The following is a 12,846-nucleotide window of genomic DNA, read 5'->3' as shown; positions in this document are numbered from 1 at the left end:
TCGGCAGATGAGATACGCGGAGCACATCTCGGAGCTCGTCGGGCACACCCCGCTCGTCCGGCTCACCCGTGTCACCGAGGGTCTGAGCGCGACGATCCTCGCCAAGGTCGAGTACGTGAACCCCGGCGGGTCGGTCAAGGACCGCATCGCGCTGAAGATGATCGAGGCGGCGGAGGCCTCCGGCGAGCTGCGGCCCGGCGGCACGATCGTCGAGCCGACGTCGGGCAACACCGGCGTGGGCCTCGCCCTGGTGGCGCAGCGCAAGGGCTACGACTGCGTCTTCGTCTGCCCCGACAAGGTGAGCGAGGACAAGCGCGACGTGCTGCGGGCGTACGGGGCGCGCGTCGTCGTGACGCCCACCGCCGTCCCGCCCGACCACCCGGACTCCTACTACTCCGTCTCCGACCGGCTGGTCACCGAGATCCCCGGTGCCTGGAAGCCCAACCAGTACGCGAACCAGAACGGGCCGCTGTCGCACTACGAGTCGACCGGGCCCGAGGTCTGGACGGACACCGACGGCCGGGTGACGCACTTCGTCGCGGGCGTGGGGACGGGCGGCACCATCACCGGCACGGGCCGCTACCTCAAGGAGATCTCCGCCGAGCGGGCCGACGGCGGACCGGTGCGGATCGTCGGCGCCGACCCGGCGGGCTCGGTCTACTCCGGCGGGGACGGCCGGCCGTACCTCGTGGAGGGCGTCGGCGAGGACTTCTGGCCGGGCGCCTACGACCCGTCCGTCCCGGACGAGGTCATCGCCGTCACCGACGCCGACTCGTTCGCGATGACGCGCCGCCTCGCGCGCGAGGAGGGCCTGCTGGTGGGCGGGTCGTGCGGGATGGCGGTGACCGCGGCGCTGCGGCTCGCGCGGCGGCTCGAGGAGGAGGACGCCGCGGCCGCGGCCCAGGCCGTGATCGTCGTGCTGCTGCCCGACGGCGGCCGCGGCTACCTGTCGAAGATCTTCTCCGACACCTGGATGCGGTCGTACGGGTTCCTGCCCGACGAGCAGGGCGTCACCGCCGGCGACATCCTGCGCGCCAAGGACGGGCGGCTGCCCGACCTCGTGCACACGCACCCCAGCGAGACCGTGCGCGATGCCATCGAGATCCTGCGCGAGTACGGCGTCTCGCAGATGCCCGTCGTCGGCGCGGAGCCGCCCGTGAAGATCGGCGAGGTCGCGGGAGCCGTGACGGAGCGCGCGCTGCTCGACGCCGTCTTCTCCGGCCGCGCGTCCCTCGCCGACCGTGTGGACGCGCACATGCAGCCGCGCCTGCCGCTCATCGGCGCCGGCGAGGGCGTCGAGGCGGTGCGCGCCGCGCTCACCGACGCCGACGCGCTCCTCGTGGTCGAGGACGGCGACCCCGTCGGCGTCCTCACCCGCCACGATCTCCTGGGGTTCGTCGCGGGCCGGTGACCACGCTCGTGCGTAGTCTGGCCGGGTGAGCCACAGCGAGCAGGGTCGGGCGCACCCCGACTGGACGACGTCCGGCTTCTCGACCCGCGCCATCCACGCGGGCCAGGACCCGGACCCGACGACGGGCGCGGTCGTGCCGCCGATCCATCAGGTCTCCACGTACAAGCAGGACGGCGTGGGCGGCCTGCGGGGCGGGTACGAGTACTCGCGCTCGGCCAACCCGACGCGCACGGCGCTCGAGGAGGCGCTCGCCGCGGCCGAGCAGGGCGAGCGCGGGTTCGCGTTCGCGTCCGGCCTGGCCGCCGAGGACACGCTGCTGCGCGCGGTGCTGCGCCCCGGCGACCACGTGGTCGTGCCGGACGACGCGTACGGCGGCACGTACCGCCTGATCGCGCGGGTCTTCGGCCCGTGGGGGATCGCGCACACGCCCGTCGACCTCGCCGACGTCGAGGCGGTCCGCGCGGCGATCCGCCCCGAGACCCGGGTCGTGTGGGTCGAGACGCCCACCAACCCGCTGCTCGGCGTGAGCGACGTGGCGGCGCTCGCGGGCGTGGCGCACGACGCCGGCGCGCTGCTCGTCGTCGACAACACCTTCGCCACCCCATACCTGCAGCAGCCGCTCGCGCTCGGGGCGGACGTCGTCGTCCACTCGACCACCAAGTACGTCGGCGGGCACAGCGACGTCGTCGGGGGAGCGCTCGTCGTCGCGGCCGGCGCCGCGCTGCCGGGCGGGCTCGAGTCGCCCGCGGGCGGCACGGACGTCGCGGGCGCCGTCGGCTTCCACCAGAACTCGTCGGGCGCCGTCGCGGGCCCGTTCGACGCGTGGCTCACGCTGCGCGGCCTCAAGACCCTCGCGGTCCGCATGGACCGCCACCAGGCGAACGCGGCCGCCGTGGCGGAGTTCCTCGCCGGCCACCCGGCCGTGACCGAGGTGCTCTACCCCGGCCTCGCGTCGCACCCGGGGCACGACGTCGCGGCCCGCCAGATGCGCGGGTTCGGCGGGATGGTGTCGTTCCGGGCGAGCAGCGAGGCGAAGGCGCTCGACGTGTGCGCGCGGACCCGGGTGTTCACCCTGGCCGAGTCGCTGGGCGGCGTCGAGTCGCTGGTCGAGCATCCCGGACGGATGACGCACGGCTCGGTGGCGGGCACGTCCCTCGAGGTGCCCGACGACCTGGTGCGCCTGTCCGTCGGGATCGAGGACGTCGAGGACCTCGTCGCGGACCTCGAGCAGGCGCTCGCCTGACCTCGCCGCGGCGACGGACCCGTCAGCCGCGGACGACGGTGACGGGGCAGGGCGCGAAGTCGAGCACCTGGCGGCTGACCGACCCGAGCAGGAGCCGGTCGAAGCCGCCGAGGCCTCGCGCGCCGACCACGAGCCGCTCGGCCCCCTGCGCCGCGGCGACGAGCTGCTTGGCGGCCTGGCCGTGCGCCACCCGGCGGGTCAGGCGCTCCGGCGGCAGCGTCACCCCGGCGGAGCGCACCGCCTCGGCGAGCGAGTCCGCCGCGAACTTCTCGTAGTCGTCGACCGGCGGCGCCCAGCCCCACGAGCCCGGCAGCGGGGCCAGCGTGGTGATCTGCCACGCGAAGACGGCGTCGATCGACGCCCCGGTGCGGCCGGCGACCTGGCACGCGTGCCGCAGCGCGGCGACGCTCGGGGCCGAGGTGTCGACGCCGACGACGATGCGCGGCGTCGCCTCGGCGGGCACGTCGTCCTCCGGGCTCCCGTCAGGGTTGCCGTGGCGCACCACCGTGACGGGCACGACGGCGTGCTCCACGACGGCCGTCGAGACCGACCCGAGCACGGCCCGCCCGATCCGTCCGCGGCGGCGCCGGCCGAGGACCAGCATGTCGGCGTCCGCGCCGTGCTCGAGCAGGCGGTCGGCCGCGGGGCCGGGCGCCGCGACGACCGCACCCTCGACGTCGACCCCGGTCCGCGCGCGGGCCGCGTCGAGCAGGCCCTGCGCCTCGTCGCGCACCGGCGCCAGCGCCGCCTCGTGAGCGGCGGCGTCCGCGCCCTTGCCGGCTCCCGCGGCCACCATGACCAGCGTGAGCGGCACGCCGGCCGACGCGGCCTCCCGCACCGCCCAGTCCAGCGCCTCGTCCGACTCGACCGAACCGTTGACCCCGACCACGATGCCGCGCATCGGTCACCCCGACTCTCTCGTCGTGCGTCGGCCGTCCGTGCCCTGACCTGCGGGACGACCCTGAGTTGCAGCATAGGTCGGGCGCCGCCGCCCGTCAGGGCGAGGCGGCGGGGGATCGATCACGCGCCGGTGTCGTGACGTCGGGTCAGCCGTCGGCGGGGGGCGGCGTGCCCTTCGTCCCGCTGCCGCGCCGGCCGTGCCCGGAGAGCAGGGCGTCGACGGGGCGCGTGACGACCTCGACCCGGTCGACCAGGTCGACGGGCCCGGTCACGACCAGCGCCCGGTCGGCCGTCGCGACGTAGACGGCGGCCGTCTCGCGGGCGACGACGCGCACGCAGTCCGCGTCGTCGCCGTCGACGGCGAACGTCCCCGTCGTCAGCGGGGCCTCGTCGACCTCGGCGACCAGGGCGCGCATGGCGCTGCGGTAGTCCTGGAACGAGTCCGCGAAGTCCGACGCGTCGCCCTCGGCGGGCCGGTCGACCTCGTCCGCGTCGGACGGCGCGGGCTCGACCGGGGCGGCGATGTCCGCGTGCAGCGGCGCGGCGAGCGCACCGGTGCACGCGGCGCGGACCACGTCCTCGACGTCGTCGTCGGGCACCCGGGTGCGGAGCGTCTCGACCTCCAGCGCCTCGTCGGTGAACGACCGGTAGGCGCGGACGAACCGCTCGGACGTCGGGTCATCGGAGTCCGCCTGCCCGGTGAGCGACTGGTCCTCCAGGTCGAGACCCCAGGTCAGCGGGTCGCGCACCTCGCCGAGGACGCCGGAGAACCGCGCCAGCCGCGCGTCGTCCCCGTTCCACGCCCGCTGACCCGCGTCGTGCCCCGCCCCGCCCGTGGCGCCCTGCTGCTCGATCTCGTCCATCGGTACCCCCTGGGTGGTGACCTCAGCGGCGACGACCGCCTTTCCCCGAGCCTGGACCGCCCTGGGCGCGACTGGCAATCCGGCACGCCGTCACGCCCCTGGCGAACATGGGCTTACCGAGGGGTGTCGGTGAGTTGGGAGCGCATAGAGTCGTAGCGGTCAGGCTGTAGCCGTCAATCCGACGGGGTGCAGGTAACGCCGCTCGTGAGGGAGCAGCACATGTTCGAGAGATTCACCGACCGAGCCCGTCGGGTGGTCGTCCTTGCTCAGGAAGAGGCAAGGATGCTCAACCACAACTACATCGGCACCGAGCACATCCTGCTCGGTCTCATCCACGAGGGTGAGGGCGTCGCCGCGAAGGCCCTGGAGTCGCTGGGGATCTCGCTCGACGGCGTCCGCACCCAGGTCACCGAGATCATCGGCGAGGGCCAGCAGGCGCCGAGCGGGCACATCCCGTTCACCCCGCGCGCCAAGAAGGTCCTGGAGCTGTCGCTGCGCGAGGCGCTGCAGCTCGGCCACAACTACATCGGCACCGAGCACATCCTGCTCGGCCTCATCCGCGAGGGTGAGGGCGTCGCCGCCCAGGTGCTCACCAAGATGGGCGCCGACCTCAACAAGGTGCGCCAGCAGGTCATCCAGCTGCTGAGCGGCTACCAGGGCAAGGAGCCCGTGGCCGCCGGCGGCCCGCAGGAGGGGCAGCCGTCCGGCTCCGCCGTGCTCGACCAGTTCGGCCGCAACCTCACCCAGGCCGCGCGCGAGGGCAAGCTCGACCCGGTCATCGGCCGCTCGACGGAGATCGAGCGCGTCATGCAGGTGCTGAGCCGTCGCACCAAGAACAACCCCGTGCTGATCGGTGAGCCGGGCGTCGGCAAGACGGCCGTCGTCGAGGGCCTCGCCCAGGACATCGTGCGCGGCGACGTGCCGGAGACGCTGAAGGACAAGCAGCTCTACACGCTGGACCTCGGCGCCCTGGTCGCCGGCTCGCGCTACCGCGGTGACTTCGAGGAGCGCCTGAAGAAGGTGCTCAAGGAGATCCGCACCCGCGGCGACATCATCCTGTTCATCGACGAGATCCACACGCTCGTCGGGGCGGGTGCCGCCGAGGGCGCGATCGACGCGGCGAGCATCCTCAAGCCGATGCTGGCCCGCGGCGAGCTGCAGACCATCGGCGCGACCACGCTCGACGAGTACCGCAAGTACGTCGAGAAGGACCCGGCGCTGGAGCGCCGCTTCCAGCCGATCCAGGTCAACGAGCCGTCGCTCGAGCACGCCATCGAGATCCTCAAGGGCCTGCGCGACCGCTACGAGGCGCACCACCGCGTGTCCATCACGGACTCCGCCCTGGTCTCCGCCGCGCAGCTCGCCGACCGGTACATCAACGACCGGTACCTGCCGGACAAGGCGATCGACCTGATCGACGAGGCCGGCGCGCGCCTGCGGATCCGTCGCATGACGGCCCCGCCGGAGCTCAAGGCCCTGGACGAGGAGATCGCCGACGCACGCCGCGACAAGGAGTCGGCGATCGACGAGCAGGACTTCGAGAAGGCCGCCGGGCTGCGGGACAAGGAGAAGCAGCTCACCGCCCAGCGCGCCGACAAGGAGAAGGCCTGGAAGTCGGGCGACCTCGACTCCGTCGCGGAGGTCGACGACGAGCTCATCGCCGAGGTGCTGGCGATGTCGACCGGCATCCCGGTCGTCAAGCTCACCGAGGAGGAGTCCAGCAAGCTCCTGCACATGGAGGATGAGCTGCACAAGCGCGTCGTCGGCCAGGAGGCCGCGATCAAGGCGCTGTCGCAGGCGATCCGCCGTACGCGTGCGGGGCTCAAGGACCCGAAGCGCCCCGGTGGCTCGTTCATCTTCGCCGGCCCCACGGGCGTCGGGAAGACGGAGCTGGCCAAGGCGCTCGCCGAGTTCCTCTTCGGGGACGAGGACGCGCTGATCCAGCTCGACATGTCCGAGTTCTCGGAGAAGCACACGGTGTCGCGGCTGTTCGGCTCGCCCCCCGGGTACGTCGGTTACGACGAGGGCGGCCAGCTCACGGAGAAGGTGCGGCGCAAGCCGTTCTCGGTGGTCCTGTTCGACGAGGTCGAGAAGGCCCACGCCGACATCTTCAACTCGCTGCTGCAGGTGCTCGAGGACGGTCGCCTGACCGACTCGCAGGGCCGGGTGGTCGACTTCAAGAACACCGTGATCATCATGACCACGAACCTCGGCACGCGGGACATCGCCAAGGGCGTCCAGACCGGCTTCAACGCCGGCGGCGACCTGGTGACCTCCTACGAGCGCATGAAGGCGAAGGTCAACGAGGAGCTCAAGCAGCACTTCCGGCCGGAGTTCCTCAACCGCGTCGACGACGTGGTGGTGTTCCCGCAGCTCTCGCAGGACGAGATCATCGAGATCGTCGACCTGGAGATCGCCAAGCTGGACAAGCGTCTGCGCGACCGGGACATGGCCATCGAGCTCACGCCCGCCGCGAAGAACCTGCTGGCGGAGAAGGGCTACGACCCGGTGCTCGGCGCCCGTCCGCTCAAGCGGGCGATCCAGCGGGAGATCGAGGACACCCTGTCCGAGAAGATCCTGTTCGGCGAGCTCAAGGGCGGCGACCTGGTGCTGGTCGATGGCGAGGGCGAGGGCATCCTCGGGGAGTTCACCTTCCGCGGGGTCCCCAAGAGCGAGCACGAGCGCGGGCCGGTCGCGGTCGGCGCGGCGGCGGCGCTCGACGCCCCCACCGGCGTCTCGGTGCACGACCTGCCCCCGACCGGCCAGATGCAGGCCGGCGCGGAGTGACGCGCTGAACCTCACGACCTGACGGTCGACGACGAAGGCCCCGGACCCCCTCACAGGGTCCGGGGCCTTCGTCGTGCCCGGAACGCCGGCCGCGGACGCGTCTCAGCCGTCCGTCCCGCATGGTGAGAACTTCGGGGGATCTCTCGCGCGGGGCTTGCGCGGCGCCTACCTTCCCCGCCATGCACGCCGACACGCACGGACTCCGGTCCCCGGGCACCCGCACCGCGGGCGCCTCCGTGCCGCGCGCCCGCCGGGGCTGTCGGCCCCGTCGCCGCTGTCGCCGCTGACCCGACGCGCGCCGTCGCGCCCGCCTCCCCGGCAGCAGAACCGCTCGAGACCACCGCCTCCCGTCCGCCGTGCGCGGGCGGGTGACGTGGCGTACCCCCGCACGCCCCGAGAGGACCCGTCATGCCCCGAACCCCTTCCCTCCGCCGCACCGACCGTGCGCGCCCCGCCGTGGCCGCCGTCGGCGTCCTGGCCGTGCTGGGCACCGCCGGCTGCGTCGGCGACGCGGCCGCCGACAGCCCCGGCGGCTCGCTCGCCGCCTCCGACCCGCTGCCCTCCGCGGTGCCGGACGGCACCACGCTCGTCGTCGGCGACCCGACGACCGAGGTCGCGCTCGAGCTGGCCGGCGACGAGATCGAGCACGACCTCCCCTTCGACATCGAGTGGGCCAACCTGTCCGGCGGCCCGCAGACCATCGAGGCGTTCCGCGCCGAGTCGCTCGACGTCGGCGCGGTGGCCGAGATCCCGCCGATCCACGCGACGTGGACGGGCGTGCCGGTGTCGATCGTCGCCACCCAGTACCGGGAGAACTGGCAGGAGGCACCGATCTACGAGCTCGCCGGGCGCCCGGGCGTCACCCTCGGCTCCCTCGCCGACCTGGCCGGCAAACGCATCGCGTTCAGCCCCGGCCAGGCGCAGGGCGCGCTGATCCTCAAGTCGCTGGCTGCCGCCGGCCTCACCCAGGACGACGTGGAGCTCGTCGAGCTGCCCAGCACCGGCGACGTGTACTCGACCGCGCTGGCCGCGGGGGAGGTCGACGTCGCGCCGCTGGGCGGCACCCAGCTGTACCGCTACCTCACGACCTACGAGGCCGACGGCGCGCAGTCGATCAAGCACGGCCTGCGCGACGACGCCGGCCACCTCTACGCGCCGAAGGCGGTGCTCGAGGACCCGGCGAAGGCCGCCGCGCTGGCGGAGTACGTCGAGGTCTGGGCGAAGGCGAAGGTGTGGGTCGCGGACCACCCCGAGGAATGGAAGCAGGGGTACTACGTCGAGCACGAGGGGCTCACCGAGTCCGACGCGCAGTACCTCACCGACCACGCGGCCGTGCCCGACATCCCCGCCGACCTCACCGAGGGCATCGCCCGCACCCAGGACACGATCGACCTGCTCGCGAAGGAGCTCGACGAGGACCCGCTCGACGCGCACGACCTCTTCGACGAGCGGTTCGCCGCGGCGCAGACCGCGGGCGTCGAGGCGCAGCGGGCGGCGGAGGAGGACCGGTGACGGCGCTCGGCACGGTCTCCCGGGCCGGCACCGCGCCCCGGTCCCGGACGTCGTCGGAGCGGGCCGGCGGCCTGCCGGGACCGCGGCCCGACGTCCGGCCCGCGGGGCGGCGCCTTGGGCTCGGGCGGCCGGTTCCCGCGGCCGGGCTGCTCGGGATCGTCGTCCTGGTCGGGGTGTGGGTGGTCGGCTCCGCGACCGGCCTGATCGACCAGCGGGTGCTCAGCGCCCCGTGGACGGTCGTCACGACGGCCGGCGACCTGATCGCGAAGGGCGACCTGCAGGAGAACCTGGGCGTCTCGCTGACCCGCGCGGCCCTCGGGCTGGCGTGGGGCGTCGGGGCCGGCGTCGTACTGGCGCTCGCCTCCGGGCTGAGCCGGGTGGGCGACGCGCTGCTCGACGGGCCCATCCAGGTCAAGCGCGCCATCCCGAACCTCGCGCTGCTGCCGCTGCTCATCCTGTGGTTCGGCATCGGCGAGCCGATGAAGGTCATCACCATCGCGCTGGGTGTGTTCATCCCGATCTACGTGCACACGCACAACGGGCTGCGCTCCATCGACTCCCGGTACGTCGAGCTCGCAGAGACCGTGCGGCTGACGCGGCCGCAGTTCGTGCGGCGCGTCGTGCTGCCGGGCGCGCTCCCGGGCTTCCTGCTCGGGCTGCGGTTCGCCGTCACCGGCTCCCTGCTGTCGCTGGTCGTCGTCGAGCAGGTCAACGCCACCGCGGGCATCGGCTACATGATGGAGCTCGCCCGCACCTACGGCCAGACCGAGGTCATCGTGGTCGGCCTCGTCGTCTACGGCGTCCTCGGGTTCGCGGCCGACGCCGCCGTCCGGCTGCTGCAGAGGAGGGTGCTCGCATGGCGACGCACGCTGGAGGACTGACCGCCACGCCCGTCGCGGACCCCGCGCAGGCCTCCGTCGACGTCCCCGCCGTCGCCGTCCGCGGCCTGGTGCGCGCGTACGGCGCCGACCGGGTGCTGGACGACCTCGACCTGGAGCTCGGCACCGGGGAGTTCGTCGCGATCCTGGGCCGCAGCGGCTCGGGCAAGTCGACCCTGCTGCGCGCGCTCGCGGGCCTCGACCACGGCGTCGCGGGCTCGGGCGAGGTGCGCGTGCCCGACCAGGTGTCCGTCGTGTTCCAGGACTCCCGGCTGCTGCCGTGGGCGCGCGTCCTGGACAACGTCGTCCTCGGCCTCGGGGGCCCGCGGGGCGCCGCGCGCGACGCCGGCCGGGCCGCCCTCGCCGAGGTCGGCCTCGCCGGCCGGGAGCGGGCGTGGCCGAACGAGCTGTCCGGCGGCGAGCAGCAGCGGGTGTCGCTCGCGCGGTCGCTCGTCCGCTCGCCCCAGCTGCTGCTGGCGGACGAGCCGTTCGGCGCCCTCGACGCCCTCACCCGCATCCGCATGCACGAGCTGCTGCGCGCCCTGTACGACCGGCACCGGCCGGCCGTGCTGCTCGTGACCCACGACGTCGACGAGGCGATCGTGCTCGCCGACCGCGTCGTCGTCCTCGACCGCGGCCGCATCGCCGTCGAACGACGCATCGATCTCGGGGAGCGGCGCGACGCCGCCGACCCCCGCTTCGCCGCCATCCGCACCGAGCTGCTGGACGCCCTCGGCGTCGAGCGGAAGGACGTGACCGCATGACCCGCACCGCCGGCCGCGACGGCCACCGCCCCGGACCCTTCCACCTCAACGCGTTCCTCATGAGCACCGGCCACCACGAGGCGTCGTGGCGGCTGCCCGAGAGCTCCCCGGACCACACGTCCACGAACATCGCCTACCTGCAGCGGCTCGCCCGCACCGCGGAGGAGGGGCTGCTCGACTCCGTCTTCTTCGCCGACGGCCCCGGTCTGCGCAGCGACGTCGGCCGCCGCCCCGCCGGGTCGCTCGACCCGCTGATCGTGCTCACGGCGCTGGCCGCCGCCACCGAGCGGATCGGGCTCATCGCGACGGCGTCCACCACCTACAACTCGCCGTACAACCTGGCGCGGCGGTTCGCGTCGATCGACATCGTGTCGGGCGGGCGTGCTGGCTGGAACGTCGTGACGACGGCCGGCCCCGACATCGCGCGCAACTTCGGCCTCGACGACCAGCCCGCGCACGCCGTCCGCTACGAGCGGGCCGCGGAGTTCCTCGACGTCGCCTCCAAGCTCTGGGACTCGTGGGACGACGACGCCGTGCTCGGCGACAAGGAGCGCGGCGTGTGGGCGGACGCCGCGAGGATCCACCCGGCCGGGCACGTCGGGGAGCACTTCTCCGTGGCCGGCGCGCTCACCACCCCGCGCAGCCCGCAGGCGCGACCGCTCATCGTGCAGGCCGGGTCCTCCGAGGACGGCAAGGGGCTGGCGGCGCGGTACGCCGAGGCGGTGTTCACCGCGCACCAGACCCTCGACGACGCGCGGGCCTTCTACGCCGACCTCAAGGCGCGCACCGCCGCGGAGGGCCGCGACCCCCGGGGGATCAAGATCCTGCCCGGCATCGTGCCCGTCCTCGGGTCGACGGAGGCGGAGGCCCTGGCCGCCGAGCGCGAGCTCGACGAGCTCATCGTGCCGGAGTACGCGCGCCGCCAGCTCGCCGCGACCCTGCGCGTCGACCCCGAGGACCTGCCGCTGGACCGGCAGCTGCCCGCCGACCTGCCCGACGAGGACCAGATCGAGGGGGCCAAGAGCCGGTACACGCTGATCGTCGAGCTGGCGCGGCGCGAGCGGCTGACGGTCCGTGAGCTCATCGGCCGCCTGGGCGGCGGTCGTGGGCACCGCACGCTGGCCGGCACCCCCGAGCAGGTCGCCGACGCCCTCCAGGACTGGTACGACGCCGAGGCCGCCGACGGCTTCAACGTCATGCCGGCCGTGCTGCCGCGCGGGCTGGAGGAGTTCACGGCGCAGGTCGTGCCGGTCCTGCAGCGGCGCGGGCTGTTCCGCACCGCCTACGAGGGCACCACGCTGCGCGAGCACTACGGGCTGGAGCGGCCGGCGAGCCGGTACACGACGTCGTCGGGGGCGGACGCCCCCGCCGAACTCGCCACTTCTGGGGTGGGGGCATGAGCGCCGACGTCCTCTGGTACATCCCCAACCAGGTGCGGCCCGGCCACCGCGGCGATGCCGTGACCGCGGACCACAACAGCCTCGACACCCTCACCGAGCAGGCCCTCGCCCTGGAGCGGCACGGCTGGGACGGCGCCCTGCTCGGCACGGGCTGGAGCCGCCCGGACACGTTCACGGTGGCGACGGCGCTCGCGGCCCGCACCACGACGTTCAACCCGCTGATCGCCGTCCGGCCCGGCTACTGGCAGCCGGCGCACCTCGCCTCCGCCGCCGCGACGCTGGACCACCTCACGGGCGGCCGGGTGCGGCTCAACATCGTGTCCGGGCAGGACGGCGTCGAGCAGTACGGCGACACGGTCACCGACCGGGCGGCAAGGTACGGGCGCACGCGCGAGTTCCTGCGGCTGGTGCGCCGGCTGTGGACGCAGGACGACGTGACGTTCGACGGCGAGCACTACCGCGCCACCGGGGCGACGCTGCCGCTCAAGCCGGTCGCCCGGGAGGGGCGCGCGCACCCGACGCTGTACTTCGGCGGGGCGTCGCCCGAGGCGGAGGAGGTCGCGGCGGCCGAGGCCGACGTGCAGCTCTTCTGGGGCGAGCCGCTGGACGGCGTCGCGGAGCGGATCGACCGGCTGCGGGCGCTGAGCGAGCGCGTGGGGCGCGAGCACGCGCCGCTGCAGTTCGGGTTGCGCGTCACGACCTTCGTCCGCGACACCACGGAGGAGGCCTGGCGCGACGCCGAGGCGAAGGTGGCCCGGCTCGCCGGGTCCGCCGGGCGCCAGGGGTGGCACCGCGACGCCGACCATCGCGTGGCCGACCGGCCCGTCGCCGTCGGGCAGCAACGCCTGCTCGACCTGGCCGCCCGCGGCGACGTGCTCGACGAGAACCTCTACACCGCGCCCGCCCGTGCGGGGGGCGGCGGTGCCGGCACCACGTGGCTGGTGGGCTCGCCGTCCGACGTCGCGAAGTCGCTGCGCCGCTACCAGGACCTCGGCGTCACCCACTTCGTGCTGTCCGACACCCCGTACCTGGACGAGATCCGCCGCCAGGGCGAGCAGCTGCTGCCGCTGCTCCGCGACTGACAGGTC

The 12,846-nt window shown here is 74.0% G+C and carries 10 protein-coding genes; 8 read left to right on the top strand and 2 right to left on the bottom strand.

Going from position 1 to position 12,846, the window contains the following annotated elements:
- Positions 1 to 7: 7 nt before the first annotated feature.
- Both AAG589_RS15035 and AAG589_RS15030 read left to right on the top strand, forming a co-directional pair.
- Positions 8 to 1,411: a cystathionine beta-synthase gene (locus AAG589_RS15035; RefSeq protein WP_430568087.1), complete on the top strand. Its 1,404-nt coding sequence runs from the start codon at positions 8 to 10 to the stop codon at positions 1,409 to 1,411.
- A 25-nt stretch (positions 1,412 to 1,436) separates the two neighbouring features.
- A complete protein-coding gene (locus tag AAG589_RS15030) occupies positions 1,437 to 2,654 on the top strand; it encodes a cystathionine gamma-synthase (RefSeq protein ID WP_430568086.1) in 1,218 nt (405 codons plus the stop codon).
- Between the two features lie 22 nt (positions 2,655 to 2,676).
- Here the strand turns inward: AAG589_RS15030 and AAG589_RS15025 are convergent, their stop codons facing one another.
- Together AAG589_RS15025 and AAG589_RS15020 are read right to left on the bottom strand one after the other, a co-directional pair.
- Positions 2,677 to 3,555, bottom strand: a complete 879-nt coding sequence (locus AAG589_RS15025; protein WP_430568085.1) for a universal stress protein — start codon at positions 3,553 to 3,555, stop codon at positions 2,677 to 2,679.
- A 145-nt stretch (positions 3,556 to 3,700) separates the two neighbouring features.
- Positions 3,701 to 4,417, bottom strand: coding sequence for a hypothetical protein (locus AAG589_RS15020; RefSeq protein ID WP_430568084.1), 717 nt, complete (start codon positions 4,415 to 4,417; stop codon positions 3,701 to 3,703).
- Between the two features lie 219 nt (positions 4,418 to 4,636).
- On the opposite strand from AAG589_RS15020, the gene AAG589_RS15015 reads away from it, so the two are divergent.
- The 6 genes from AAG589_RS15015 (at position 4,637) to AAG589_RS14990 (ending at position 12,840) form a co-directional block, all read left to right on the top strand.
- Positions 4,637 to 7,204: an ATP-dependent Clp protease ATP-binding subunit gene (locus tag AAG589_RS15015; protein ID WP_430568083.1), complete on the top strand. Its 2,568-nt coding sequence runs from the start codon at positions 4,637 to 4,639 to the stop codon at positions 7,202 to 7,204.
- A gap of 408 nt (positions 7,205 to 7,612) precedes the next feature.
- Complete coding sequence (locus AAG589_RS15010; RefSeq protein WP_430568082.1) at positions 7,613 to 8,716, top strand: ABC transporter substrate-binding protein; 1,104 nt, start codon at positions 7,613 to 7,615, stop codon at positions 8,714 to 8,716.
- Positions 8,713 to 9,597, top strand: a complete 885-nt coding sequence (locus AAG589_RS15005; protein WP_446719750.1) for an ABC transporter permease — start codon at positions 8,713 to 8,715, stop codon at positions 9,595 to 9,597. Before AAG589_RS15010 ends, AAG589_RS15005 begins: the two co-directional genes overlap by 4 nt.
- Positions 9,573 to 10,358: an ABC transporter ATP-binding protein gene (locus AAG589_RS15000; protein ID WP_430568081.1), complete on the top strand. Its 786-nt coding sequence runs from the start codon at positions 9,573 to 9,575 to the stop codon at positions 10,356 to 10,358. The genes AAG589_RS15005 and AAG589_RS15000 overlap by 25 nt, the downstream gene beginning before the upstream one ends.
- Positions 10,355 to 11,758 (top strand): LLM class flavin-dependent oxidoreductase, encoded by a 1,404-nt coding sequence (locus AAG589_RS14995; RefSeq protein WP_430568080.1) that lies wholly within the window; start codon positions 10,355 to 10,357, stop codon positions 11,756 to 11,758. Before AAG589_RS15000 ends, AAG589_RS14995 begins: the two co-directional genes overlap by 4 nt.
- Positions 11,755 to 12,840 carry an LLM class flavin-dependent oxidoreductase gene (locus tag AAG589_RS14990; protein ID WP_430568079.1) on the top strand — a complete coding sequence of 362 codons (1,086 nt, stop codon included), beginning with the start codon at positions 11,755 to 11,757 and terminating at the stop codon, positions 12,838 to 12,840. The genes AAG589_RS14995 and AAG589_RS14990 overlap by 4 nt, the downstream gene beginning before the upstream one ends.
- Positions 12,841 to 12,846 lie beyond the last annotated feature (6 nt).

The organism is Isoptericola sp. F-RaC21 (assembly GCF_038593535.1).
Taxonomy (GTDB): domain Bacteria; phylum Actinomycetota; class Actinomycetes; order Actinomycetales; family Cellulomonadaceae; genus Isoptericola.
This window is presented reverse-complemented; position numbering and strand designations above follow the sequence as displayed.